Origin of the sequence: Myxococcus stipitatus DSM 14675, assembly GCF_000331735.1 — a bacterium.
Taxonomy (GTDB): Bacteria; Myxococcota; Myxococcia; order Myxococcales; family Myxococcaceae; genus Myxococcus; species Myxococcus stipitatus.
This window is the reverse complement of sequence record NC_020126.1, coordinates 1077348-1102748: the sequence shown is the minus strand read 5'-3', so window position 1 is coordinate 1102748 and position 25401 is coordinate 1077348. Positions and strand designations below refer to the sequence as shown.

Sequence of the window (25401 nt, the reverse complement as noted above, 5' to 3'; positions counted from 1 at the left end):
CACCATGGACGTCGCGATTCTCACCTACTCCGGTCTGCCTCAGCTCGACGCGTATGACGCGCCGCTGCTGCCTGCTCTCGCGGAGCTGGGGGTCGATGCGCGGCCGGTCATCTGGGATGACCCGGAGGTGGACTTCCGCGAGGTGAGGGCCGCGGTGGTGCGCACGGTCTGGGACAGTCATCTGCGTCGGGACACGTTCGTCGCGTGGGCGGAGAAGGTGGGCCGGCTCACGAAGCTCTTCAACTCCGCGGAGGTGCTGCGGTGGAACACGCACAAGTTGTACCTGCGTGAGCTGGAGGCGAAGGGTGTTCCGGTGACGCCGACGGTCTGGGTGGAGAAGGGCGGCGGGTTGGACCTGGAAGCGCTGATGCAGTCGTTCGGTTGGGAGTCGCTGGTGCTCAAGCCAGCGGTGTCGGCGGGCGCGCTGAAGACGTACATCATTCCGCGAGCGGAGGCGGCCGCGGCCACGTCGCTCGTGACGGACCTGGCGGCGAGCTGCGAGCTGATGGTGCAGCCGTACCTCAAGGCGTTCGAGACGGAGGGTGAGCGCAGCTACATCTTCATCGACGGGGCGTTCAGCCACGCGGTGCGCCGGCCTCCGACGCTCCAGTCGGCGCCCCGAGGTTTCGCGAAGCCCACGGTCTTCACGCCGGACAACAGCGAGGAGCTGAAGCTCACCGAGCGCGTGCTGGAGGCCATCGACCGGCCGCTGCTGTACGCGCGAGTGGACGTGGCGACGGACAACACGGGCGTCACGCGGCTGCAGGAGGTGGAGGTCACCGAGCCGTCGCTGTTCCTGTCACTGGACCCGGAAGCACCGCGCCGCCTCGCCCGCGCCATCGTCGCGAAGCTGTGAGGACGGTCAGACTTCTTCGAACTCCGCGCCCGTCACCCGGGCGCGCTCCATGGCGACTTTGATGTCCTCGGAGACGATGAGGGCGACGGTCCAACCCCAGGTGCGGAACACCTTGGCGTCGCCCACTTTCGTCCGGTCGATGCGCATGCCGTAGACGCTGCGGTACATGCCGAGCTTGTCCGGCCGTTCGTCCTCGGGCTTCCAGCGGAGTATCTCTTCCGAGGCCTGGTCATCGATGCAGCGGATGAGTCGGGTGGCCACGAGAATCTGGTACTCATCCGGGCAGCCTTTGATGTCGACCGGGAAGAGTTGCACATCCTCAGGCGCCAGCTCCGCGAAGAGGGTGGCGACCTTGATGTTGACGACGGGGGTCCTACCGGCGCCCGCCATGTTGAAATCGCGCCGACGTCCGGGCTCACCGATGGGAATCGTCATGCGTCTCCGCGCATGCACGGGTTCGCCCGACGAAAACTCCCTCATGTCCTCCAACTCCTGGCCCTGAGGCTCCAAGGGAGTCCCCAGGTACCAGTTCTCGGCCAGCACCTCTTCCTCAAGCCTGAAGTATCGAGTGGGCATGGTGGACTTCTCTGCGACCTCACTTGCCCTGAGTCAGCAGCTTGTGGAGTTTCGAGCCTGGGGTCTGGGCTTCCTTGGCGAGGCTGCGTAGCTCTCGTGCAAGGGCTTCTCGGCAATCTACCACCTTCCGACACGCCCCCAGGGCTTCCTCCAATCGGTCAAGAACACGTCGGTGGTATTGCTGAGGATGCGGGCCCTTGTGACCAACGACCTCAACGATGTTCTCAGGGTCCTTGAGCGTCATTCCCGCCCTCGCGAAGAGCTGCCGAAACCTCGGTGTCCAAGGGCCTCCACGCAGCGACGAGATGTCGTTCTTGTTCGTGGCGATATGGTGGCGATGCCCACCCTTCATGCCCTGACTCGCCATCGCCAGGGCGTTGGGCGCGAGCGTGATGGTGAATCCATCTGCCACCACCGCGACGGAGCGCACACTGCCCGCCGCCGAGAACTGGAAGCCCGCCTGGGACTCCACGGCCAGCGCCGCCTGCGCGGAGCCCGGTAGCCTCGAGGCCTTCGCGGCCAACCCCACGGTGCTTCCAACGGCCGCCGTGGCCAGCATCACGAAGACACGCGCCGCGTTCTCCCCGAGCACTTCGCCATATGCCTCGCCCGCCGCGCTGAGCTGTGCATACGTCGTGGCCCGCTCCACCTCGCGCACCAACGTCAGCCACCCGTCCAACAGGCGCCACACCGTGTCCACGCCCAGGTAGGCGATGGCCAGCGCCGTCAGGGTCGCCGCCACTCCCTTCGAGAAGGGCTCCGGCAGTGCCCACAGCAGGAGGTACATCGTCGCGGCCGAGGTGACGGTCGCCATGACCGCGCCCGGGTCCGTCATGTCCTCCAGCGCCTCGGCCGTCTCGTCCCACACGGAGTCCATCGCGATGGCGAAGGCCCACGTGTACTTGCCATCACTGGCAAGCAGCGGCCCTTCCCCCAGCAGGCGCAAACAGTCCCCAGGTTGGTCCTTCCGCTCGCACCACTGGCCATAGGCCTTCGTCAGGCCGTCGTCCGAGTAGGACTCCAGGAGATGAAGTCCATCCATGTCCGCGCGCTGAGGGATGAGCCGACCCGGATGGCCCTCATAGCCGAACACCCCGCTGCGAGAAGGCACGCCGAAGAGCTCGCGCGCCCACTGCATGGGATTGTGAAGCGGCCGCACGTCCCGGCCCAACTCCGCGAGGGCCTCGGCGAACTCATCGTCATCGAGTTCCGCCGCCGACACCTCCGCACCCGGCTCTTCCCGGGGCGTGACGACGAAGGACTCACGTCCCGTCTCCAGTCGCACGACTCGACTCGTCGCGCAGCCGGTGGACACCGCAAGGAAGAGCAGCATTGCTGCCCAACGAAGCAACATGGAATGCCCCCCAGCCAGTGGCCGCCACACCGCGAGCACATCCCAGCCTTACAGGGACACTCCGACATTCGGCCCGACTTGCCCGCACCGTACAGAGGGGCGCAGCCGACCTACCTTACGCAGCACCCTCCGCAGCCAGCGGGAACCTCAGAGCCCACACACTCGCGGGTCCGTGTTCCGGAACGCGCAGAGCATCTTCGGCAATCGCTTCTTCCAGAAAGCCCAGTCGTGTCCCCCACGCACTTCATTCACGTGGGCCACCGAGTAACCCCGCGCGCGCAGCGCGGCCACGAACTGGAGGTTGGACTGACAGTCGTCAGCGCCTTCCTCTCCGTCCCGCGTACACCCGGACTCGGGCGAGCCGTGGTCCACGTAGAAGCGCACCGGCACCACTGGCTCCTGCCCCGCGCGCACCACCATCGCGTTGCCGTCGTCCCGGTCCACTTCGCCGTCATGCGGCCAGAACATCGTCCCGGACTGCGTCCCCACGAAGCCGAACTCCTCCGGATATCGGAACCCCGCGTACACGGAGATGAGCCCCCCCAGTGACGCACCACTGATGCCCGTGTCCCCCGCCCCCGTCTTCACCCGGAAGCCCGCCTCCACCTTCGGCATCAAGTCGTCCTTCACGAACGCCAGGTACTCGTCCCCTCGCGGCGTGGGCCACCCCGGTGCTCGCGCCGGAGGAAACGTGTACTGCGCCAGCCGCACGTCCTGACTCGGCAACGCCACGAAGACCAACACCGCCGCGTCCTCCGGCCGCGCCGCGTAGTACGCATCCGCCGCGTCCACGAAGGACTCACGCGTGAGGCTCTCGTTGCCATCCTGCACATACAGCACCGGCAACACCGGGCACTCCGGACCGTCGTAACGCGCCGGCGTGTAGACAAACACATCCCGCGCATCCCCCAGCACCGTCGCACGCACGTCGTACCAGGCCGTGAGCCGCCCCTTCGTCGCGTCCTGCGCCCCCGGGTACACCAGCGAGTTGAACTGTCCCACGCTGTTGCGGTTGAGCCGGTCCCACTCCACATGCCGCGCCCCGGGGTCCTCGACGTACGAGCCCCCCTTCACCCACTTGTACGGCTGCGGCCCCGTGCGCGGAATCACCACCTCCGCGAGGAACAAGTCCGTGTCGCGCACCTGCGTCAGCGGCGTCGCGCTCGGGGACCACGCGTTGAACTCCCCCGCCACGAACGTGTCGCGACCCGCGGCACCTCGAACGAAGAAGGCCACCCGCTGCTGGCCCGCGCTCGCGTCACTCACCAGCGGCGAGCCACCCTTCGCCTCCACCTCCGCCACGAAGCGGTCGATGGCCTGCGTGCGCGCCTCGGATGACGTGGCGCGGCTCATCGCGAGCTGCAAGTCCGCCAGCAACGAGATGGGCGCGCCATGGACCACGGCCGCGCGCTGACATGCCCAGCTCACCGGCCCCGCATCCGGAACCACGCCCGCATCCGGAAACGTCTGCGTGAATGGAGGAGGCCGCATGTAGCGCGGCCCCTCATTCCCCTCACAGCCGGACAGCAGACTGGCCCACAGCAGGACGGCGGACAGACGGCGCATCACGGCTCCAGGGGCTGGAGTGAACCCGCCTTTTGCCTACGGCTTGGGCGTCGCGGCGGTGACGGTGGCCACCGGGAACTCACGTCCCCACAGCCGCACCTTCTGCGCCTTCGCCGCCTCACCCTCGAAGTAGATGCTCGCCTTCACCTTCACCGACGGCGGCACCTTGATGGAGTCCGCCGACTGCCCCGGCGAACGCGCCTGCAGCGGCGTGGCGAAACCATCCTTGTCCAGCAACTGTGCCCCACCACTCTCCTGCAACCCCAGCAGGTGCAGCGGATGCTGCGTCTTGTTCGTCACCGCCAGCACCACCTCCACCCCCCCGCCTCGGAAGGCTTCGCCTCCAGCACGGACACCTCCGTGTTGGCGTAGACCTCCTCCCCCGTCGACAGCGTCTGCGAGCCATCCGCGCTCACCGCGCCCTTGCGGCCCTCCTTGAACCCCTCCACCACCCCGCTCCCCGCGCCCTTCGCCACTTCCACGGTCTTTCCCACCACCGTGGCCGTGACATCCTTCGCGGTCTCTCCCTTACACGCGGGAACCAGAAGCAGGAGCGGAGCGAGCAATAGACGACGCATGAAACCTCCCAACATATGTGGGCAGGGGTGTACTACAGGCTCCCGCATGGGTGCGAGTGGGCCTCCCCGGCTGGTTTCCGACCATTCGTGGACACCGATACCCACCTTCTCGCGCCCATCCGCCGCCGAAGAGGTTATGAGTCTCGCATGGCTCGCGCACTGCTGCTCTCGCTGCTGGTGAGGCAGCACATGGCACTGAAGGAGAAGTTTCGCGCCAAGTACCCACACCCCTGGCTGGTGTGGGAGGCAGGCGCGTGGAACGTCCCCGAGACGACGGAGGGGAACGTGGGCGCCACCCGCCTGCCCCTCTCGGACCTGCGGGACTGTCTGCCCGCCGGAGACGCCATGTGCTTCGAACTGGTGGCCCTGGCCGAGCGAGGACCCATGCGCCTGGGCCGCGCCTCGCACAACGCCCTGGTCGTCAACGACGCCACGGTGTCGCGCGAGCAGCTCATCCTCACGCCCCGCCCCCACCACGGCTGGCATGTGGCGCGAGTGGCGGACTCGAGGCCCGTGAGCATGAACGGACAGGAGCTCGCCGCGGACGGAGCCCTCCTGCACCCCGGCGCCAAGCTGGAGGTGGGCGACGTGCGCCTCACCTTCCACGACGCGGACGGCTTCGACGAGCGCATCTCCCGCATCGCCGCACAGGTCCTCGCGCAAGCCATCTCGCGCTGACCCGCGTCCTCCGCTCAGCGCGTCGCGGGCTCCGCGCTCGCCGAGCGGACCGCCGCCTTGCGCGGTGCGGCCTTGCGCGACGGGGCCTCGCTCCGGGTGGCCTTCTTCTCGGTGGCCTTCGCCTTCGGCTTGGGCGCCGTGAGCGACTTGACCAGCGGCAGGTCCAGCTCCGTGTGCGCGTTCAGGTTCACCGAACGCTTCAACGGCACATACCCCGACAGCTCCACGCGCAAATCCAACGGCACCTCGCGGCGCGGCAGCTCCCGCACCAGCGGGGTGAGTCCCAGCTCCTCACCCGTGTCCGCGCGCACCACCTTCGCGCCCTCCGGGAAGGAGCGCACCGTGAGCGTGACGGGAGGCGCCGTGGGCTTCTGCGCCTCCAGCGGCACCACCTGCGCCACGGCCTCCGCCAGCTGGCCCGGCGCCACGACGGAGAGGGCCTCCGGCTCCGCCAAGGGCGCGGTCGACGAGCGCGCCGCCGCCCACACCATCGCCGCCAGGAGCAGCGTCGCCACGCCCCCCGCGGACACCATCGCCAGGCGACGGCGCCCCATCACCCCCGCCACCGAGGGGAGCTTCTTCGTGGGCCGCTCCGACGCCTCCAGCGCCGCGGGCGACTGCACGGGGACGAGCAACAGCCCCGTCATCACCTCCGCGAGCGACTGCGGACGGCCCTCCGGGTCCTTGGCCAGGCACCGCATCACCAGCTCCGCGAGCGCGGCCGGCAAGGGCTCACCCGACGGCAGGTGCGAGGGCAGCGGCGGAGGCGGCTGGGTGATGATGTGCACCACCAGCTGCCCGAAGGCCTCCACCCGGAAGGGCGGATGCCCGGTGAGCATCTCGTACAGGATGTTGCCCACCGCGTAGATGTCCGAGCGCGCATCCACCGGCAGCCCCGCCGCCTGCTCCGGGGACATGTACGCCGGCGTGCCGACGATGGTGCCGTCCAGCGTGCCGGTGTGAGCGCCCTCGGCGGCCATGTGCTTGGCGACGCCGAAGTCCAGCACCTTCACGAAGTCCGACTGCCCCGAGCGCTGCGTGAGGAAGAGGTTGTCCGGCTTGATGTCCCGGTGCACCACGCCCACCAGGTGGGCCGCGCCCAGCGCCGCGCACACCTGCGCGGCGATGCGCTGCACGCGCGCGAGCGACAGCGGCTCCTGCTTGAGCAGCTCGCCCAGGCCCCGTCCCCGCAGGAGCTCCATGACACAGTAGACGTGGCCGCCCTCGCCCTCGTCCACGAAGTCGAAGATCTCCACGATGTGCTCGTGGTTGATTTGATTCACCGTGCGGGCTTCCTGGAAGAAGCGCTGCACGAAGCCGCTGTCCCGCGCGTGCTCCGGCTTGAGCACCTTCAGCGCCACCTGGCGGCCCAGCCGCGCATGTCGCGCCTGGAAGACGCGGCCCATGGAGCCTTCGCCCAGCAGCGTCTCCAACTGGTAGCTCCCCAGCAGGGCGCCTTCCCGCAACTCCCCCCCCACCTGGAGCTCTCCGCTCACGGAGCCTCCCTGTGACAACGGGTTCCGCGAGAAGTGGTCATCGTGTCCCATGGGGGGGAGACCTTTCCATGGTCTGGCGCCGTGGCAACCCACCTGGCGCCCTCTGTCTTCCATGCGACGTCAGCCACGCCGCCAGGCGCCCCGCAAGAAGACACGCGGGCCCCCACCACCGTCCACCGCTGGACAGCCTCGTTCGACGAAGATCGAGGTGGGAGCCGGGTCATCACGATCAGCTGCAAACACCGGCCTGGCAGGTGCCAGGCACTCGGTTGCCGCCGACGCGACGCGTGCAGGCCGTCGTATCGGGGCAGTCGATGCGGTCCTCACAGTCCACGAGGAAGTCGCCGTCGTCATCCAGACCGTCAGCGCAGTTGCTCTCCGGACGGCGCTGGCAGACGCCCTCCACGCAGTCCTGCTGCGTGTTGCAGCGCGTGCCGCACGTGCCGCAGTTGAGCCGGTCCGTCATCAGGTTGAAGTCCTCGTCGACCTGACCGTCGCAGTCGTCATCCAGCCGGTTGCAGGTCTCGGTCGAGGGCGTCACCTCGTTGATGCAGGCCTCCCCACCCTGGCGGCAGACCGGCTGGCCGTCGCGGCACACGCCCTTGCCGCGCGCCTCCGCGGGCCCGGTGAAGCACGTGCCCTCCATCTCGTCGATGAGACCGTCGCAGTCGTCATCCACGTTGTTGCACTTCTCCACGGGCTCCGGGAGGCAGCAGTACTTCGGCCCGTTGTTGGGCAGCGACGTACAGACATAGCCGTCCCCGCCGCAGTCCCCGTCCAGGTCGCAGGTGTAGGGCGCGTCATTGGGGAACTCCACCGAGCAGCCCACGCTCCCGGACACCAGCACCAGGGAGCACAGCGCGCACAACCAAGCATTGAAGGTCTTCATAGGCTTCAGAAACTCCCACCGACGACGACGTGGAGCGCCGTGGACGAGGCACCGCTCGAGGCCGGGTTCGCGGACGCCGGAGCCTCCGAGCGCGCCGGCACCACCAACAGCCACGTCACACTGCCCGCCGTCGCCACACCGCCGCCAATCAAGAGCGCGGTGGCGAGGTTGGCCTTCGACTGCGCGTCCAGCCGCTCCTTGCGCGTGATGTCCATCATCCCGTCGCCATCCGCGTCCGTCGCCCGCTTCTCCACGTCCTTGGCGCCCTTGCCCATCACCAGGCCCACGCCCACCGCCGCCAGGCCCACCAGCGCGGTGTAGAGCGCCGGCCGCTTGTAGATGGGCGTGCCGCCCTCCCGCGCCGACATCGCGCGCGCCACCGCCTCCTCCGGCCCTTCCGGCGCCGGACCCGAAATCTCCATGCGCACCACGACCTCTTCACGGCCACCGGGCTTGAGCGCCACCGTCTTGGTGAAGGTCGCGTACTCCTCCGCGGACACCTCCACCTGCACGGTGCCCGGCGCCACGCGCGCCTCCACGCTGCCCACGCCCAGGATGCGCTCGCCCACCTTCACCACCGCCGTGGGGACGTTGACGGTCACCTTCAGCAGCGCGCGCGGGCGGGCCAGCCCCATCAGCCGGTTGCCCAGCTTCGTCGCCGCTTCCTTCTGGAAGGCCGCGTCCTTCGGGTTGCGCCCCGTGACGGCGTCCTCGTGCACCACGTTCTTGTCCCGGTCATACGTCCACGTGCGCAGCGTCCAGCCCGCGTCTTCCAAGGACAGCCGCGCCGCCGTCATCAGGTCCGCGTCCAGCGCCTCCGCCGGGCCCGACATGCAGGCCGCCTGCGTGCAGCGCAGCGCCGCGTCGTAGCCGGACTCCAGCCGCTCGCGCACCTCGCGCAGGTTGCCGCCGAACGCCACCATGCCGGAGGACACCGCGCCGCGCGCCAGCTCCCGCAGCCACACCGTGGCCTGCTGCGCGCCCGCCCGCTCCGGCGTCTCCAAGCCCAGCAGGATGTAGCGCGGCGTCAGCGAGACGGTGTTCCCGTCCCCCTCGCGCAGGTCCAACCCCACCGACTCCTGCGGCGAGGACGTTTGCGAGGACGTGTCGGAGCTGAGGTCCAGCCCCAGGCCCCCCTGCTCCTGGGCCCACGAGGGACGGGCCAGCAGCACGAGCGCCAGCATGGCGACAGGCAGAACGGCGGGAATGCGCATGCCGCTGTTCTACTCCTTTGCCAACCCCAACGGAATGATTGGTCAGGTTCCCAACAGCGAGGTGGAACCCAGGGTGTCAACCTGGTGCGACACGCCCGCCTGCCCTGCGCACGACGGGGGAGCGCCCGGGGCTGGAAGCTTGCCGGGCGTCTCCGGGGTCCTCATCTCCCACCCTAAGGAGGCGTGACACATGGCGGACGCAAAGCTCTGGATTCTCGTGGGGAACGCAAGCCGGGCAAGGCTCTTCGCGACGGACGCGAAGGCGGAGGCGGACTGGAGTCTGGTCGAGGAGTTCCACCATGACGAGAGCCGGGCCAAGAGCGAGTTCCTGCGCGACCAGCCAGACAACCCGAACGCCGGCACCCTGCACGGCCCCCCGGGGGAGAACGAGCCCCAGGGCCGCCGAGAGCTGGAGCATGAGCGCTTCGCCCGGGAGCTGTCCGGCGTCCTGGACCGGGGGCATGACCGGCACGCCTTCGACAAGCTCGTCATCGCCGCGCCGCCGGAGTTCCTCGGCCGGCTGCGCAAGGCCCTGAGCACGCGGGTGCGACAGCGGGTGTTGCTGGATGTGGGCTCGGACTACTCCACGGTGCCGGCCCGGGACCTGCCGGAGCGGGTCCCCCTCCTGTAGGCCCCCACCCGTCCTGGATTTCCGGGACGGAGGCACGCTCCGTCGGCGATGATGCTCCGCGTCGGTTTCCGGTTTTTCCGGCGCGAGGCGGGAGGTGCATCGATGGCGGAGGTGAAGGCGGTCCTGCTGGACCTGGGCAATGTCCTCGTCTTCCACGACAACGTCCTGCTGTTCTCCCGGCTGGGCGCGTGCGCGGGGATGCAACCCCATGAGGTGTCCCAGCGGCTGATGGGCGCCGGGTGGACGGCGGCGAACCGGGGCCTGCTGGACGCGGAGGGCATCCGGCAGAGCGTGTGCGGGGCGCTGAACATGAAGCTGCCCATGGCGGAGTTCGCGCCGCTGTGGAGCAGCCACTTCACGCCGCACGAAGCGGTGCTCCCTCGAATCGAGTCCCTGGTCGGGAAGGTGAAGCTGGTGCTGGTGTCCAACACCAACGCGCTTCACGCCGCCTACCTGCGCCCCCGGCTGCCGTTGCTCAAGCACTTCACCTCGCTGGTGATGAGCTGCGAGGTGGGGAGCGTCAAGCCGGAGCCGGACATCTACCGCATCGCGCTGGAGCGCGCCGGGTGTGAGCCGGGCGAGGCGGCCTTCTTCGACGACCTGCCGGAGTTCGTGGAGGCGGCCAACGCGATGGGGATGCGCGGCCACCTCTTCACCACCGCGGCCGCGTTCGACGCGCAGCTGGGAGCCCTGGGACTATGAAGTTGGGGGGCTACGTCCTTCACCGCGACAACCGGGACACGCTGGAGCCGTGCCTGCGCTCGCTGCTGTCGCTGTGCGACGAGGTGGTGGCGCTGGACACGGGCGCCACGGATGGCTCCGCGGAGCTGGCGCGCTCGATGGGGGCGCGCTCGGTGCCGCATGCGTGGCGCGGCTATGGCGCGGCGCGCGTGGCCGCGGTGGAGGCGCTGTCGCCGTGTGACTACGTCTTCTTCCTGGACTCGGACGAGTCGCTGGAGCCCGAGGCCCTCCAGGCCCTGCGCGCGTGGAAGGAGTCCGCGCCCACCGCCGCCGTGTACCGGCTGCCCCGGCGCGACTGGGCGGAGGTGGACGGACACCGCTTCCTCTTCCGCACCCAGTGGCGCGCGCGGCTGGTGCGGCGGGAGAAGGCGGTGTGGCACGCGCGGCACATCGTGCATGAGGCGCTGCCCAAGATGCGGGGGGGCCGCGTGCAGGCGCCCATCGACCACCGCTTCGCCACGTCGGTGGCGCGCAGGAGCGCGAAGGAGGAGCGCTACGCGCTCTTGTGGGCCCTGCGCGCGTTCTCCGAGTCGCGCAGGCTCAAGCCCGTGGCCGTGCAGCGCGTGGCCTCGTGGGTGCGCGACTGCGTGCTGAGCGGCGCGCTGTTCCGCGGAGGCTCCAACGCCTCGCGGCTGGCGTGGGCCGTGGCGGGCTACCACTCCGCGAAGTACGCGTACCTCCGCGAGCTGCGCCAGGGCCGTTATCCGGAGCTGGCGCGCACCTACGCGGAGGGACGCTACGACGAGCTCTTCACCCGCGTGCGCGAGGGACGGCTCGACTGACGGCGCGCTACTCGTACTTCGGAACGGGGGGCTCGCTCCGGGCGGCCTCCGCCCACTTGAGGAAGCTGGGGTGGGAGACCAGCGCGTCCCGGTACGCGTCGCACACGGGGTCCAGCGACACGTCGTAGGTGATGAAGCGCGTGGCCACGGGCGTGTAGAAGGCGTCCGCGATGGTGAAGTGGCCGAAGAGGTACGGCCCCCCCTTGCCGAAGCGGGCGCGGCAGTCATTCCAGATGTGCTGGACGCGGCGGACGGCCGCCATGGCTTCGGGGGTCCGGCCCTGGCCCGGCTTGCGCGCGCGCAGGTTCATGCCCATGTGCTGGCGCAGCGCCTCGAAGCCCGAGTGCATCTCCGCCGTCACGGCGCGCGCCACCGCGCGAGCCTCGCGCGACTCGGGCCACAAGCGGGCCTCCGGGAAGGTCTCCGCCAGGTACTCGCAGATGGCCAGCGAGTCCCAGATGACGAGGTCACCGTGCCTGAGCAGCGGCACGTGCCCGCTGGGCGAGACGCGGGCGATGCGCTCCGCGGTGTCCGGCCGGTCCAGGTAGATGACCTCCTCCTGGAAGGGCTGCCCCGTCTGGGCGAGCGCCATGTACGGACGGAGCGACCACGAGGAGTGGTTCTTCGAACCAACAACGAGGGTGAGCTGGGTCATGCGTCGCACCGTAGCGCCACGCATGACCGGACACCCGTGAATCAGTGCGCCGTGGTGCCGCGACTCAACAGCGAGCGCATGCGCGACAGCCAGGGCTTGCGGTGGCTGCTGTCGGGCGGGTCGATGCGGTAGACGGCGACGGGGAGACGGATGTTCTTCATCTCGCCTCGGCCCAGGCGCACGGGCGGAGAGGTGAGATGTCCTTCGACCTGCCTTGCCACGGATTCGCTGACATAGAGCGTGCCGGGCCTCGCGAGCGCTTCGATGCGCGCCGCCAGGTTGACACCCTCACCGAAGACGTCGCCGTCGCGGTGCACCACCAAGCCGACGTGCACCCCCACGCGCATGACGACGCGGCGGTCGGCGGCCACCACGCCGTTGCGCGCCTCGAGCGCGCGCTGGAGCTCCAGCCCGAAGTCCACCGCGGACGGCCCGCCCTCGAACTCGAGCAGGAAGCCATCATCGAGCCGCTTCACCTCACGGCCGCCGTGACGCGGTAGCAACTCACGGACGAGTAACGCGTGCTCCTCGCGCACCACCTGTTGGAGCGCTTCATCACGCCAGGACTGACGGACCACGGCCTCGATGCCCGTGAACAGGATGGCCGCCAGTTTTCCCAGCTCGGGTGCCTCCACCACCATTCGTTCGTCTCCCCTCCCCCCGATGCCGAATGTTGAGAACAATACTCCAGGACGAGGTCTCCGATGCCAGCCCCGCCCCCCGCCATGGCGCGGACTGGAATCGGATGACCCCTCGCCCTGGGAGGGCGCGGCCATGCCACGTGTGTGTGTGAGTCCCTCCCCCTCCCCCCCAAGGGCCGCCACGAGCGCCTCGTCCCAACGGGCGGGCAACTGTGTGGTGGTCGGCAACCCGTGAAAAGGCCCTGTTCAGCCCTATCAGGATAGGTTCACCGAGTAATTCGCGCAAAAACCACCTACGAGGATGGATGGCGTCGTGTTTGACGCACAACGCGATGAGTCAGGTGGGTTTCCGCAAATTGACGCTCAACGACACATCCCCGGTGTCTCACCGAAACACACGACACCGAGTCCGGAGCGACCAGCATGTTTCACGGTGGCTCGGATGTCTCACCGCGAAGCACAGGGTGGGCTCAGGCGTCGAAGCTCGTGCCTCGAGACATGCCGTGGTCAGGAACGACTCTCGACGTGGCGCCCGTCGAAGGCACGACGGGGGGGGTCCGTGAGGATGCGCGGGAGGCGCGCAGCATCCAGAGCCCCGCACCCAAGGCCGCGAGCACGCCCATCACCACCGCGACCCGGACCCAGCGCTGACGCGGGCTGAGCGAAACGACGCCGTGCGAGGGAGAGCGAATCGTCTCCGGCTCGGGGAACGCGTCGGGCTCCTCCGAGACGGGAGGTGTCGCGGCGGGGGACTCGCTCACGTTCGGCCGTGTGGGGAGCGGCTTCGCCGCCAGGGCGGACACGGGAGGCCCCAGCGAGAGCGGGCGCGGGAGCGCGTCGTCCGGCACGGGCGGCGCGAGCACGATGGGCGGGACCTTGGGCGGAGAGACGCGGACCGACTTCCCGAAGAGCCCCACGGGGGCGGACTCGGGCGAGCGCGAGACAGGTCCCTGCGGCGCCTCCACCGCGTGCACGGCGGCGGCTCGCTCCAGACGGTGCTGTCCGTTGGAGAGCGGCGCGGCATCGCGCTCCAGGCGTTGCTGCCCGTCCGCCGCGTGGCCCGACTCATCGCGCGTGGCCCGCTGGACGGGCTCCGCCAGCGCATGCGCCGCACCGCGGTCAGGAGGAGGCCGACGGGGAGCGGCGGGAACGGTGGGAGGCCGCGACGGGGGAGACGCGATGGGACGGGGCTGCACCGTCGCCGTGGGGCCCTGCGGCACGGCCTGGACGGGCGCGAGCCTGGGCGCATCCGGCGGCGGCGTCAGCGTCCGCAGCGGTGTCCCCGTCAGCGCCGCGATGAACGCGCTGACATCCGCGAACCGGTCCTCGGGCCGCTTCGCCAGCGCCTTCTCGACGGCCCGCACCACCTGCGCGGGCGCCTCCGGGGCCAGCGCCGCCAGCGGCTCCGGTGGATCATAGACGATGCGGTAGATGAGCTCCGCGAGGATGCCCTCGTCCTTGAAGGGCAGCCTGCGCGCCAGCATCTCGTAGACCATGCACCCGAACGAGAAGATGTCCGTCCTCGGGTCCACCTCCTTGTTCTTCCCCGTCGCCTGCTCCGGGGCCATGTACTGCGGCGTGCCCAGCAGGATGGCGTCCTGCGTCTGCACCGTCTTCGAGTCGATGATTTTCGAGATGCCGAAGTCGAGCAGCTTCACGTGCTCCACCGGCATCCCCGCCACTTCCATGGGCACCAGGAACACGTTGCCGGGCTTCAAGTCCCGGTGCACCACACCCGCCCCGTGCGCCGCCTGGAGCGCGGAGCCCATCTGCCTCGCAATCGAATACACCTCCGGCAACGTCAGCGGCGCGCCCTTGCGCAGCCGCCGCGACAGCGGGACGCCGCGCAGGTGCTCCATCACCAGGAACGGAGAGCCGTCCTCCAGCGCGTCGAAGTCAATGACCTCCACGATGTTGGGATGCCCCAGCCGCGACGCAATCTCCGCCTCCCGCCGGAAGCGCAGATAGACTTCCTTCCCCAACGACGCGTCGTGTCTCAGGACCTTGATGGCCACCTGCCGACCCGGAAGCCGCAGATGGCGCGCCAGGAACACCGTGCCCATGCCGCCGCGGCCGAGCACGCCCGAAATCTCGTACGTGTCCCTCAGCACCGTTCCGAGGGGGATGTCTTTCGTTGTCGAGGAACTCATGAAAGGACGGCCTTCACTCCAGAAACCGCATTCTATCCTGGAGCCCCTGACACGCCTTGGCCAGTCACCTGACGCGTTGCCTCGTCCTCGGTCCCCACGGGAATCCGCAGGGTCACAACCTACCAGCACCTCCCCCACACGCGCTCACTATCGACTTCTCACAGGGTGAGGAAGCCGGGGCCACCGTCGGAGTCCATCCTGGGTGGCCCCGCTGCGGAGGCCCTACTTCGCGGGTGAGGCGGCGGCCTCGCTGGCGGCGCGCAGCTCGCGGACGACGTGTCCGGCACCGTACACATGCTCCAGGGCGGCGATGAGGCCATCCCCGTGCACGGCCACGGCGCGGTGGGTCTCCGGGACATACGCATAGCGGCTGCCCAGCGAGTGCAGGTTGCCGTCGAAGATGAGCCCCACCACGCGCCCGTCCCGGTCCACCAGGGGCGAGCCGGAGTTGCCGCCGATGATGTCGTTGGTGGTGGCCACGTCCAGCGGCGTCGCGTCCGGCACCTTGCCCCGCGCCTTCAGCCACGAGTCCGGCAGCTTGAAGGGGTCCTTGCCCGTGTGCCGCGCATACGCGCCGCCGAAGGTGGTGAGCGCCGCCACCGGACGGCCATTCTCGTCCCAGCCCTTCACCTGTCCCGCGTTGAGGCGCAGCGTGAAGGTCGCGTCCGGATAGCCGGAGGTGCCGTACACCGCCAGGCGCGCCTTCGCGAGCCGCTCGCCGTTGCGCTTGAGCACCGCCTCCACCGTGTCCTCGTAGCGGTTGCGCACCGCGCGCGCCTGCGCGTCCACCTTGCGCGCGAACAGCACCATCGGGTCCTTGGACGCCTCCACCGCCGCCTTGCCGCCCTCGAGCAGCACCTGCCGCGCCTTCACGTCGCCCAGCTTCGTGCCGCGCACCAGCGCGCGGGCCAGGCCCTCGGGAGACTCGGTGCCCAGCACCTCGCGCACGAACGGGTCATCCGCGCCCAGCGTCTCGCGCAGCCGGCCCAGGCCGAACGCCAGCAGCGCCTCATCCAGCTCCTTGGCGATGGGCGCCGGGCGCAGCAGCTGCTGACGCAGCGACGGCACCTGCGCATCGGTGTACTCGCGCAGGCGCGCCGCGTTGGGCTTGGGCAGCTCCTCGGCGGCGCGCACCAGGTGCCGCGCGAGGGCGTAGAGCTCCCCGGAGAACGCATCCCCGGCCTCCTTCATGCGGTACTCGGGCATCAGGCGGCGGTACTCATCCAGCGCCTTCGCCGTCTCGTCCCACGCGCCCGCCGTCGCCGCCCTCAGGTCGGCGTTGGCGTCCACGCGCTGGCGCAGCTCCGCCTCCTCCTGCCGCTTGCGCGTGAACAGCGCGGGGTCCGCCAGCGCCTGGTGACGGCCTCGCAGCGCCTTCAGCCCGTTCTCCACCGCGCGCAGCCTCGCGCGGGTGACGCGGTAGCGCTCCGGGGAGCTGGCCGCGAAGGACCTCAGCATGCCGCGTGTCTCGGAGAGCATCATCGTCATGTACGGCAGGTACACGTCGCGATGGGACTCCAGCTCCGCGACCGTCACCTTGCGGTCCGTCCCGCCCGGGTGGCCCGAGACGAACACGAGGTCGCCTTCCTTCGCGCCCTGCTTCGCCCACGGCAGGTAGTCCGGGCTCTTCGCGGGCGCGTCGTCCTTCCACACGCGCATGAAGGCCACGTCGTAGCCGAAGCGCGGGAAGTTGAAGTTGTCCGGGTCCCCGCCGAACGCGGCCATGGAGAACTCCGGCGCGAACACCAGGCGCACGTCCTGGAAGCGGCGGTACTCGTAGAGGTGATACTTGCCGCCGTTGAACAGCGTCACCACGTCACAGCGCACGTCGGTGGAGGTGGTGCACTCGGACTCCACCGCGGACATCTCCCGCTTGAGCGCGGTGTTGAAGGCCGCGCCGGTGAGCCCCTTCGTCGCCGTGTTCATCCGCGCGGTGACGTCCGTCATCTTCACCAGCTGGTTGGCCTCCACCTTGGGACAGCGGCGCTCCTGCGCGGGGGTCCGGGCGAGGAAGCCCTTCGCCAGCAGGTCCTCCTTGGGCGAGGACAGGTCCTCGATACATCCGCGGATGCAGTGGTGATTCGTCATCACCAGTCCCTCGGGCGACACGAAGCTGGCCGAGCAGCCCCCCGCGAGCCGCACCGAGCCCAGCCGGACCTTGTCCAACCACGCCTGCGTGGGCGTGAAGCCATGCGCCTTGCTCACCGCCTCCACGGGGAAAGCGTCATAGGTCCACATGCCCTCGTCCGCGACCGCGGGGAGGGCCATGAGCAAGCCGAGTGCGAGCAATGCACGGTCCACGAATGTTCGTCCTTCTGGAAGGCGGTTGAGAACAGCGCCGGTCAACGTGTACTCGGCGAGAGCATTCCCGAGGGGACTCACGCGGCGCGTCAGGTATGGTGGAGACAATGGCCGCGAAGCACCACATCTATCTCGTCCCTGGGTTTTTCGGGTTCATCAACCTGGGCGAGCTTGTCTACTTCGGACACGCGCTCGACTACCTGAAGGCGGAGCTGGCCCGACGGGGAATGGGGGAGTCGGAGGTCGTCATCGTCCTGTCGCATCCGACGGCGTCCATCCGGACGCGGGCGGCGGACCTGCTCAAGGCGGTCCAGGAGACGGCGGGCGGAGATGACGGCCCCATCCATCTGGTGGGGCACTCGACGGGTGGACTGGACGCACGGCTGTTCGTCAGCCCGGGGGCGCAGCTCGCGGAGGGACTGGAGCTGGAGCCCTTCGCGCGGCGGGTGCGCTCGGTGGTGACGGTGTCCACGCCGCATGCGGGCACGCCGCTGGCCTCGTTCTTCCTGGGGCTGTTCGGTCAGCGGCTCCTGAAGCTGCTCTCGCTGTTCACCGTGTACGTGCTGCGCTTCGGACGGCTGCCGCTGCGCGTGGTGTTCCGCTTCGGGCACCTGATGGCTCGCGTGGATGACCAGCTCGGCTGGAAGCAGACCCTGCTGGACCAGCTCTATGACCAGCTGCTGGGAGACTTCTCCTCCGAGCGGCGCGACGCGGTGGCGAAGTTCCTGAGCGACGTGGGCAACGACACGTCGCTGATTCCACAGCTCACGCCGGAGGGCATCGACCTGTTCAACGCGAGCACGGTGGACCGGCCCGGCGTGCGCTACGGCTCGGTGGTGACGCAGGCCCGCCCGCCGTCGCTGCGCACGCGCCTGTCGGCGGGACTGGACCCCTACGCGCAGCTCACGCACACCATCTACGCCTTCGTGTACGGACAGACGCAGCGGATGCCGCTGACCGCGCTCCCGCCGCACACGCCCGCGCAGTCGGCCGCGCTGATTCAAGCGTATGGCGCGATGCCCGGCCCCACCGCGTGTGACGGCATCGTGCCCACGCGCTCCCAGGTCTACGGACGCGTGCTCGCGGCGGTGCGCGCGGACCACCTGGACGCCATCGGCCACTTCGACCAGCCCGCGCACCAGCCTCCGCACGTGGACTGGCTCATCTCCGGCTCCGGCTTCCGTCGGCCCCAGTTCGAGGCCATGTGGAAGAGCATCACGGACTTCATGCTCGAGGACGAGAAGCGCTGAGTCTCGAGGCCGGGCGCCGTGGGGACGGGAGCAGTCCGCGCAGCGTCTTCACGGCCGCGCGCAGTCCCGCGGGGCTCGCACCCGAGAACCCCAGCAACAGGCCCTGCTCCGCCTTGCGCCCCAGGTAGAGCGGAGACAAGCGCCGAGCCCCCAGGCGCCGCTCGTCCGCGCGGGCGATGAGGGCCTCCTCGGAGACGCCCGGGGCCAGCAACGCGGTGAGGTGCATGCCCGCCTCCGAGGGGCCTGGCTGAAGCGCGTCGACGCCCTCGCGATGGAGCGCATCCAGCAGCGCGTCCCGCCGCTCCGCGTACACCAGCCGCATCTGCCGCAGGTGCGCCGCGTAGTGCCCCGCCTCCATGAAGTCCGCCAGCGCGGCCTGGGGCAGCGGGGGGACATGGCCCTCCGTGGCGGCCCTCGCCGAGGTGAAGGCGTCCACGAGCGGCTCCGGGACGACGAGGAAGGCCAGCCGCAGCGCGGGGAACATCACCTTGTTGAAGGTCCCCGCGTAGAGCACCCGGCCCGCCAGGTCCATGCCCTGCATCGCCGCGAGCGGCCGCGTCACGTAGCGGAACTCGCTGTCGTAGTCGTCCTCGAACAGCCACATGCCGGAGGCCCGCGCATGCTCCAGCAAGGCCAACCTCCGCGTCAGGCTCATCGTCACGCCCAGCGGGTACTGATGCGAGGGCGTGACATAGGCGAGCCGAGCCCCCGGCGCACGCGCCAGCCCCACGTCCACGCGCAGCCCGTCCTCATCCACCGGCACGGGATGCAGCCGCGCGCCGGCCGAGGAGAAGGCCACGCGGGCGCCGAGATACCCGGGCTCCTCCAGCCACACCCCGTCCCCTTCATCCAGGAGCAGCCGCGCGGTGAGGTCCAGCGCCTGCTGCGTGCTGGAGAAGATGAGGACGCGACGCCAGTCGCAGCGCACCCCACGCGAGGGGCCCAGGTGCGCGGCGATGGCCTCCCGCAGGACCCGCAGGCCCCCGGAGTCCCCCGCGGTCATCCGCGCGGGCTCCAACAAGCGCGCCTGTCGGGCCATCGCACGCGCCCACGGCTTCACGGGGAAGAGCTCCAGCGCGGGCAGGCAGGGCGTGAAGGGCCGCACGTCGCTGGGCTCGGGCGGGAGCACCTCACGCGACAGCTGCCTCCCCCGCTTGGACAGCCCGGCTCGCGACGAAGCACCTCCACCGCGGACCGCCGCGGTGCGAGGCCGCCGCGCATGCTCTGGCAAGGCCACCACGCTGCCCGCCCCCACCCGCCGCTCCAGGAAGCCCTCCGCATCCAATTGCGAGAAGGCGAGCTCCACCGTGCCTCGGGACACCCCCAGCTCCGCGCAGAGCCTTCGAGTGGACGGCAGGCGACTGCGCGGCGCGAGCGTCCCCGAGAGGATGGCCTCGCGGAGCCGCTCGTACAGCCGCCGGTGGAGCGGCCCCTCTCCCGCCTCGGGGTCCAACGACAGGAAGGGCAAGGACACGCCCGCGGAGCGCTTCGGCATGCACACCCTGTAGCCGTGGCACCGCCCCACGACAACCCAGGCCCCGGTGAAAGTGGTCCAGTCTCCTGCTCCAAAATGGTGCTGTCACCTGGACCATTCCTGGCGCACTGTCCTGGCCACGTCAGCCCTCACGGAGTCACGCCATGCCCCCCGCCAGCACGCCCTTCTCCTTCGTCCTCGAGACTCCCGCTGCGCCGCCCGAGGAGGCCCGCCGCCACTTCCTGGCGAAGCTCTCCGTGGAGACGGACTCCGCGGACCTCCACCTGGACCTCGAACGCGGCAAGCCCGGCATCGTCGTCGTGGATGTCCGCTCGCCGGAGGCCTACGCGGAGCGCCACATCCCCGGCGCCCTGAGCCTGCCCGCGCGGACCATTTCCGAGAGCTCGACGGCGCACCTGGACAAGCAGGACGTCCTCATCACCTACTGCTGGAGCCCCGGCTGCAACGGCTCCACCAAGGCCGCCGCGCGGCTGGCCGCGCTGGGCTTCCGCGTGAAGGAGCTCATCGGCGGAATCGAGTACTGGGTGAAGGAGGGCCACCCCACCCAGGGCACGGCGCCCCAAGGCCAGGCCGTGTACCCCGAACGTCCGACGCGCTGAGCCCGGCCGCGCTCAGTACACGCCGATGAGGACGACCTTCACGCGCGGGTTGCCCAGGTACTCCTCCAGGCGCCACCGGCTGCGCAGGCCGTCGTCGCGCAAGCCCCGGCCCGACTCCGGCGGCGGGTCGGCGCTCGCCAGCGCGTCGCGCAGGTGTGTCACGGCCCACTCGTCGAACTTCGGGTCTCCCGAGCCCTCCAGCACCTTGAGGTCCAGGAGCGTGCCGTCGCGCGCCTGACGCACCTCCAGCACCGTGGCGAGCGCGAGCACCGGCGCGGTGACGTCCATCATGAACATGTTCGCCGCGCGCCCCGCCTCCACCGCGGCCTGCATGCGGTTGCGCTGCTCCAGCCGACGGTCTCGCTTCTCCGCGATGAAGGGAGTGCCCGTCTCACCAAAGCGCTTGATGGCGTCCACCTGCTCGCGCTTCACGCGGGAGCCCAGCACGTTCAAGTCCGGCGACGGCGGGTTCACCAGCTTCTTGGCGAAGCGGTCCCGGAGCGACGAGAAGTACGGATGCACCGCGCCGCTCTCCGCGCGCGCCGTGGCCAGCGCGTCCGACGCCCACCCGTCCACCTTCTCCTTCGCCTCCGCCGCCTGCTGCCTGGCCACCTCGCGAGCATCCGGCGCCGTCCCGTCGTTTCGCAGCGTGCGCCCCGACTGGAAGGGCTTGCCCGTGGGCTCACCGCTGCCCCACAGCCCCTTGGGCATCAGCGAGAGCTTCGGCGCCTCCGTCGCGCGCGGCGCATCCGGTGAAGCCCGCCCCTCGGGCGCCGCTCCATCTCCCGCCGGGCCTTGCGCCAGCTCCGAGGGCTTCGCGGGCGCGGGGGTCTCCGGCGCCTGAGCCACCTCGGAGGGCGGGCGCTCCGGCTTTCGCGTGGGAGCCGTCCGGCTGGGCGCGGACGGGCGCGCATCATCGGGCTCCGGCGCGGGAGGCTTCACCGCCTGAGGCGGGGGCCGCAGGTAGACCAGCTCCAGCTCGGTGATGGAGGAGGTCGGCCGCGCGGGCGCCTCCACGTGCATCCGGGACAGCGCGAAGAACAGCGCCCCGTGCAAGAGCACGGAGACCAGGACCGCGACCATCCACGAAGAGCGCCGGGACACCCCAGGAGTCTGCCCCCAGACACCCTCGGGGAGAAGCACCCTGTCGTCCGAGCGAGATGACGCCCCTTCCACCTTCTTGTGTGAATCCCCGGGTTTGCCCGCTTCCACGCCTCGGCGGGGTGCCACGCGACGCGGGGGGAGCCGCCTGCCCGTCAGGCCGCCCCTCGGGCGTGATGCCGGCGCATGGCGCCCGGGGGAATCCATCCCCACCCTCCGGAAAGCCTTCTCGGAGGGAGCGCGGAACCATGAACTTTCCCAGCCATGTGAATGTCCCCAGTCAGACGCGCGAGGAAATCATCGAGCTGCTCAACACCTTGCTGGCCGACGCCATCGACCTGCACTGGCAAATCAAGCAAGCGCACTGGAACATCCGGGGCACCCACTTCTACAGCCGCCACCTGCTCTTCGACGACCTGGCCAAGCACGCGCGCAAGCAGGCCGACGAGTTCGCCGAGCGCGCCGGCACCCTGGGCGGCTACGCCGAGGGCACCATCCGCCTGGCCGCCAAGAACAGCGAGCTGCCCGAGTACGACCTCAAGGCCGTCGAGAGCGAGGACCACCTGAAGGCCCTGGTGGACCGCGTCACGCGCTACGCGGCCTCCCTGCGCAGCGGCATCCAGCGCTGCGACGAGCTGGACGAGCCCATCACCGTGGACCTGCTCACCCAGGTCCTGGGCGACGTGGAGCTGGACCTGTGGTTCCTGGAGAGCCACCTCAACGGCGGCATGCGCCCCGGCGGCACCCGAGGCAAGAGCGGACGCGAGGAGAGCACGCGCTCCTCCGACGCCTGAGCGCGTCTTCCCCGGGACACTCCCTCCCGCGCGAGCCTGGCGCTTCCACGAGCGCCCAGGCTCGCGCCGGCGTATAGAAGGCGTCCTCGAGAGCGAGGGGACACCACATGCGCGCGGAGACTCGGCTGGACGGGAAGGTCTGCCTCATCACCGGGGCCACCGGAGGCATTGGTCTGGAGACGGCCAAGGCCCTGGGTCGCATGGGCGCCACCCTGGTGCTCGTGGGCCGGGACGAGGCCCGCACCCAGGCCGCCGTGGATGCCGTGAAGCAGGCCGTCGCGGGCGCCCAGGTGGACACGCTGCGCGCGGACCTGAGCTCCATGCAGTCCGTGCGGGCGCTGGCCGCGGACTTCCGCTCGCGCTACTCGCGCCTGGACGTGCTGCTCAACAACGCGGGCCTCATCATCGACCGCCGCAAGACGACGGTGGACGGCTTCGAGGCCACGCTCGCCACCAACCACCTGGCGCCCTTCCTCCTCACGAGCCTGTTGATGGACACGCTCAGGGCCAGCGGGCCCGCGCGCGTCGTCAACGTGTCCTCGGACGCGCACCGCGTCGGCAAGGTGGACTTCGACGACCTGCAGAGCGAGCGGAGCTACGACGGCTTCCGCGTCTACGCCACGTCGAAGCTGGCCAACATCCTGTTCACCCGCGCGCTCGCGAGGCGGCTGACGGACTCGGCCGTGACGACGAACGCGGTGCACCCCGGCGTGGTGCGCACGGGGTTCGGCCACAACACCGAGGGCTTCTTCCGCTGGGTCGTGAAGCTGGGCGCGCCGTTCATGCTCTCCGCCGAGGGCGGCGCGAAGACCTCCATCTATCTCTCCTCCTCACCCGAGGTGGAGGGCGTCTCCGGGAAGTACTTCATTCGTCGCCGACAGAGGAAGCCGTCCGCCGCCGCGCGGGACGACGCCTCCGCCGAGCGGCTCTGGCTTGAAAGCGCGCGGCTCACGGGAGTCACACCATGATTGACCTGTACACGTTCGCCACGCCCAACGGGCGCAAGGTCTCCATCGCCCTGGAGGAACTGGGGCTGCCCTACACCGCGAAGTCGGTGGACATCACGAAGGGCGACCAGTTCAAGCCCGAGTTCCTGGCCATCAACCCCAACAACAAGATTCCGGCCATCGTCGACTCGGAGGGCCCGGACGGCCGCCCCCTCACCGTCTTCGAGTCGGGCGCCATCCTGCTGTACCTCGCGGAGAAGACGGGCAAGCTGATGCCCTCCAGCCTGCGCGGCAAGACGGAGGTGACGCAGTGGCTGATGTTCCAGATGGGCGGCGTGGGGCCCATGTTCGGCCAGTTCAACCACTTCCACCGCTTCCTCTCGACGAAGATTCCCTACGCGGTGGACCGCTACACGCAGGAGTCGAAGCGGCTCATCGGCGTGCTGGACGGACAGCTCGCGAAGGGTGACTACGTCGCGGGCGCGTACTCCATCGCGGACATCGCCCTGTACCCCTGGGTCCGCGGCGTGCGCGACTACGCCCCGGACCTCTTCCACGGGACGCGCGGCGTGCCACAGTGGCTGGAGCGAGTGGGCAGCCGTCCCGCCGTGCAGCGTGGCATGAAGGTGCCCTGAGTCCCGCCGTCCCGTGTGTTGCGCTCTCCATGTCCACGCTCGAACAACTCCGCTTCGACAACACCTACGCCCGCCTGCCCCCTGGTTTCGGGGCGCGCGTGGAACCTCGCGCCCTCTCGAACACCCGACTGGTGAGCGCCAACCCCTCGGCGCTGCGCCTGCTGGGTCTCACGCCGGAAGAGGCCCGGAGGCCGGAGTTCCTGGAGGCGATGGGCGGAGGACGCCCGCTGCCGGGCATGGAGCCCTTCGCGATGGTGTACGCGGGGCACCAGTTCGGCGTGTACGTGCCCCGGCTCGGGGATGGACGGGCGATGTTGCTGGGCGAGGTGCGGGCCCCCTCTGGAGAGAAGTGGGACCTGCACCTCAAGGGCGGTGGGCCCACGCCCTTCTCGCGCGGCGGAGACGGCAGAGCGGTGCTGCGCTCCTCCATCCGCGAGTACCTGTGCGGCGAGGCCATGCACGGGCTGGGCATCCCCACCACGCGGGCCCTGTGCCTCTTGGGCAGCGACGCGCCGGTGTACCGGGAAGAGGTGGAGACGGGCGCGATGATTGTCCGGATGGCGCCGTCGCACGTGCGCTTCGGCACCTTCGAGTTCTTCCACTACACCGAGCAGCACGTGCACGTCGCGCGCCTGGCGGACCACGTCATCGACGCGCACTTCCCGCACCTGTCCGGTGCGCCGGAGCGGCACGTGCGCTTCTACGCGGAGGTGGTGGAGCGCACCGCGCGGCTGGTGGCGCAGTGGCAGGCGGTGGGCTTCGCGCACGGGGTGATGAACACGGACAACATGTCCATCCTCGGGCTCACGCTGGACTACGGGCCCTTCGGCTTCCTGGACGAGTTCGAGCCGGGCTTCATCTGCAACCACTCCGACCACCGAGGCCGCTACGCGTTCGACCAGCAGCCGCGCATCGCGCTGTGGAACCTGGCGTGCCTGGGTGAGGCGCTGCTCACGCTCATCTCGGAGGACGACGCCCGCGCGGCGCTCGCGACCTTCGAGCCGAGCTTCAGCGCGCACTTCCTGACGCGGATGCGCGCGAAGCTGGGGCTGGCCGAGTCGAAGGAGGAGGACCGCGCGCTCGTGTGTGACCTGTTCGCGCTCATGGCCGAGGCCCGGGTGGACTACACGCGGTTCTTCCGCGCGCTGTCTCGGGTGGACGCGGTGGCGGAGATGTTCCCGGACCGCGCGCGGTTCCAGGCGTGGGCGGAGCGCTACCGCGCGCGGCTGACCGCCGAGGGCAGCGTGGACCTGGAGCGGCAGGCACGCATGGAGCGCGTCAATCCGCGCTACGTGTTGCGCAACTGGATGGCGCAAGACGCCATCACGCAGGCGCAGCGCGGGGACTTCTCGCAGGTGGAGCGGCTGCTCGCGGCGCTCGAGGACCCGTTCACCGAGCGCTCCGAACATGCCGAGCTCATGCGGGAGCCTCCCTCGTGGGGACGGCACCTCGTGGTGAGCTGCAGCTCCTGA

25 protein-coding genes are annotated in these 25401 nt (G+C 69.9%); 11 read left to right on the top strand and 14 right to left on the bottom strand.

Annotation, left to right across the window (positions count from 1 at the left end):
* Window positions 1–4: 4 nt before the first annotated feature.
* Window positions 5–856, top strand: a complete 852-nt coding sequence (locus MYSTI_RS04470; RefSeq protein ID WP_015346507.1) for an ATP-grasp domain-containing protein — start codon at window positions 5–7, stop codon at window positions 854–856.
* 6 nt (window positions 857–862) lie between these two features.
* On the opposite strand, the gene MYSTI_RS04465 is transcribed toward MYSTI_RS04470, so the two are convergent.
* The 5 genes from MYSTI_RS04465 to MYSTI_RS04445 all read right to left on the bottom strand — a co-directional run bounded on the left by MYSTI_RS04465 (window position 863) and on the right by MYSTI_RS04445 (window position 4930).
* The gene (locus MYSTI_RS04465) at window positions 863–1432 is read right to left on the bottom strand and encodes an imm11 family protein (RefSeq protein WP_015346506.1); all 570 of its coding nucleotides are present in this window, start codon (window positions 1430–1432) and stop codon (window positions 863–865) included.
* A gap of 19 nt (window positions 1433–1451) precedes the next feature.
* Window positions 1452–2786 (bottom strand): AHH domain-containing protein, encoded by a 1335-nt coding sequence (locus MYSTI_RS04460; protein WP_015346505.1) that lies wholly within the window; start codon window positions 2784–2786, stop codon window positions 1452–1454.
* 147 nt (window positions 2787–2933) lie between these two features.
* On the bottom strand, window positions 2934–4352 hold the full coding sequence (locus MYSTI_RS04455) for an alpha/beta hydrolase (protein WP_015346504.1): 1419 nt from the start codon (window positions 4350–4352) through the stop codon (window positions 2934–2936).
* Window positions 4353–4388: 36 nt separating this feature from the next.
* Window positions 4389–4652 carry a hypothetical protein gene (locus MYSTI_RS04450; RefSeq protein WP_144369989.1) on the bottom strand — a complete coding sequence of 88 codons (264 nt, stop codon included), beginning with the start codon at window positions 4650–4652 and terminating at the stop codon, window positions 4389–4391.
* Window positions 4649–4930 carry a hypothetical protein gene (locus tag MYSTI_RS04445; protein WP_015346502.1) on the bottom strand — a complete coding sequence of 94 codons (282 nt, stop codon included), beginning with the start codon at window positions 4928–4930 and terminating at the stop codon, window positions 4649–4651. The genes MYSTI_RS04450 and MYSTI_RS04445 overlap by 4 nt, the downstream gene beginning before the upstream one ends.
* A gap of 147 nt (window positions 4931–5077) precedes the next feature.
* Here MYSTI_RS04445 and MYSTI_RS04440 point away from each other — a divergent pair, with 147 nt between their 5' ends.
* Window positions 5078–5608 carry an FHA domain-containing protein gene (locus MYSTI_RS04440; protein WP_015346501.1) on the top strand — a complete coding sequence of 177 codons (531 nt, stop codon included), beginning with the start codon at window positions 5078–5080 and terminating at the stop codon, window positions 5606–5608.
* 14 nt (window positions 5609–5622) lie between these two features.
* Here the strand turns inward: MYSTI_RS04440 and MYSTI_RS04435 are convergent, their stop codons facing one another.
* The 3 genes from MYSTI_RS04435 to MYSTI_RS04425 form a co-directional block, all read right to left on the bottom strand.
* Window positions 5623–7155, bottom strand: coding sequence for a serine/threonine-protein kinase (locus tag MYSTI_RS04435; protein WP_015346500.1), 1533 nt, complete (start codon window positions 7153–7155; stop codon window positions 5623–5625).
* Between the two features lie 178 nt (window positions 7156–7333).
* Window positions 7334–7993, bottom strand: a complete 660-nt coding sequence (locus MYSTI_RS04430; protein WP_015346499.1) for a MopE-related protein — start codon at window positions 7991–7993, stop codon at window positions 7334–7336.
* A gap of 5 nt (window positions 7994–7998) precedes the next feature.
* Window positions 7999–9207: a PEGA domain-containing protein gene (locus MYSTI_RS04425; RefSeq protein WP_015346498.1), complete on the bottom strand. Its 1209-nt coding sequence runs from the start codon at window positions 9205–9207 to the stop codon at window positions 7999–8001.
* Window positions 9208–9397: 190 nt separating this feature from the next.
* On the opposite strand from MYSTI_RS04425, the gene MYSTI_RS04420 reads away from it, so the two are divergent.
* The 3 genes from MYSTI_RS04420 to MYSTI_RS04410 all read left to right on the top strand — a co-directional run bounded on the left by MYSTI_RS04420 (window position 9398) and on the right by MYSTI_RS04410 (window position 11361).
* Window positions 9398–9838 carry a host attachment protein gene (locus tag MYSTI_RS04420; RefSeq protein WP_015346497.1) on the top strand — a complete coding sequence of 147 codons (441 nt, stop codon included), beginning with the start codon at window positions 9398–9400 and terminating at the stop codon, window positions 9836–9838.
* 102 nt (window positions 9839–9940) lie between these two features.
* Window positions 9941–10540 (top strand): HAD family hydrolase, encoded by a 600-nt coding sequence (locus MYSTI_RS04415; protein ID WP_015346496.1) that lies wholly within the window; start codon window positions 9941–9943, stop codon window positions 10538–10540.
* The gene (locus MYSTI_RS04410) at window positions 10537–11361 is read left to right on the top strand and encodes a glycosyltransferase family 2 protein (RefSeq protein WP_015346495.1); all 825 of its coding nucleotides are present in this window, start codon (window positions 10537–10539) and stop codon (window positions 11359–11361) included. The genes MYSTI_RS04415 and MYSTI_RS04410 overlap by 4 nt, the downstream gene beginning before the upstream one ends.
* 7 nt (window positions 11362–11368) lie before the next feature.
* On the opposite strand, the gene MYSTI_RS04405 is transcribed toward MYSTI_RS04410, so the two are convergent.
* The 4 genes from MYSTI_RS04405 to MYSTI_RS04390 form a co-directional block, all read right to left on the bottom strand.
* Window positions 11369–12016: a glutathione S-transferase family protein gene (locus MYSTI_RS04405; RefSeq protein ID WP_044278752.1), complete on the bottom strand. Its 648-nt coding sequence runs from the start codon at window positions 12014–12016 to the stop codon at window positions 11369–11371.
* A gap of 41 nt (window positions 12017–12057) precedes the next feature.
* A complete protein-coding gene (locus MYSTI_RS04400) occupies window positions 12058–12657 on the bottom strand; it encodes an adenylate/guanylate cyclase domain-containing protein (protein WP_015346493.1) in 600 nt (199 codons plus the stop codon).
* Window positions 12658–13127: 470 nt separating this feature from the next.
* Window positions 13128–14807, bottom strand: a complete 1680-nt coding sequence (locus MYSTI_RS41530) for a serine/threonine-protein kinase (RefSeq protein WP_015346492.1) — start codon at window positions 14805–14807, stop codon at window positions 13128–13130.
* 222 nt (window positions 14808–15029) lie between these two features.
* On the bottom strand, window positions 15030–17108 hold the full coding sequence (locus MYSTI_RS04390) for a S46 family peptidase (RefSeq protein WP_015346491.1): 2079 nt from the start codon (window positions 17106–17108) through the stop codon (window positions 15030–15032).
* Window positions 17109–17215: 107 nt separating this feature from the next.
* On the opposite strand from MYSTI_RS04390, the gene MYSTI_RS04385 reads away from it, so the two are divergent.
* Window positions 17216–18358 (top strand): esterase/lipase family protein, encoded by a 1143-nt coding sequence (locus MYSTI_RS04385; protein WP_015346490.1) that lies wholly within the window; start codon window positions 17216–17218, stop codon window positions 18356–18358.
* Here the strand turns inward: MYSTI_RS04385 and pdxR are convergent.
* Entirely contained in the window at window positions 18333–19853 is a 1521-nt protein-coding gene (pdxR, locus tag MYSTI_RS04380; RefSeq protein WP_015346489.1) for a MocR-like pyridoxine biosynthesis transcription factor PdxR, read from the bottom strand. The genes MYSTI_RS04385 and pdxR overlap by 26 nt on opposite strands.
* Before the next feature lie 143 nt (window positions 19854–19996).
* Here pdxR and MYSTI_RS04375 point away from each other — a divergent pair, with 143 nt between their 5' ends.
* Window positions 19997–20452 carry a rhodanese-like domain-containing protein gene (locus MYSTI_RS04375; RefSeq protein WP_015346488.1) on the top strand — a complete coding sequence of 152 codons (456 nt, stop codon included), beginning with the start codon at window positions 19997–19999 and terminating at the stop codon, window positions 20450–20452.
* Between the two features lie 12 nt (window positions 20453–20464).
* Here the strand turns inward: MYSTI_RS04375 and MYSTI_RS04370 are convergent, their stop codons facing one another.
* A complete protein-coding gene (locus tag MYSTI_RS04370; RefSeq protein WP_015346487.1) occupies window positions 20465–21535 on the bottom strand; it encodes a hypothetical protein in 1071 nt (356 codons plus the stop codon).
* A gap of 266 nt (window positions 21536–21801) precedes the next feature.
* Here MYSTI_RS04370 and dps point away from each other — a divergent pair, with 266 nt between their 5' ends.
* From dps to MYSTI_RS04350, 4 genes are all read left to right on the top strand, one after another.
* Window positions 21802–22347 carry a DNA starvation/stationary phase protection protein Dps gene (gene dps, locus MYSTI_RS04365; RefSeq protein WP_015346486.1) on the top strand — a complete coding sequence of 182 codons (546 nt, stop codon included), beginning with the start codon at window positions 21802–21804 and terminating at the stop codon, window positions 22345–22347.
* A gap of 107 nt (window positions 22348–22454) precedes the next feature.
* Window positions 22455–23315 carry an SDR family oxidoreductase gene (locus tag MYSTI_RS04360; protein ID WP_015346485.1) on the top strand — a complete coding sequence of 287 codons (861 nt, stop codon included), beginning with the start codon at window positions 22455–22457 and terminating at the stop codon, window positions 23313–23315.
* On the top strand, window positions 23312–23929 hold the full coding sequence (locus MYSTI_RS04355) for a glutathione S-transferase N-terminal domain-containing protein (RefSeq protein WP_015346484.1): 618 nt from the start codon (window positions 23312–23314) through the stop codon (window positions 23927–23929). The genes MYSTI_RS04360 and MYSTI_RS04355 overlap by 4 nt, the downstream gene beginning before the upstream one ends.
* A 29-nt stretch (window positions 23930–23958) precedes the next feature.
* The gene (locus MYSTI_RS04350) at window positions 23959–25401 is read left to right on the top strand and encodes a protein adenylyltransferase SelO (RefSeq protein ID WP_015346483.1); all 1443 of its coding nucleotides are present in this window, start codon (window positions 23959–23961) and stop codon (window positions 25399–25401) included.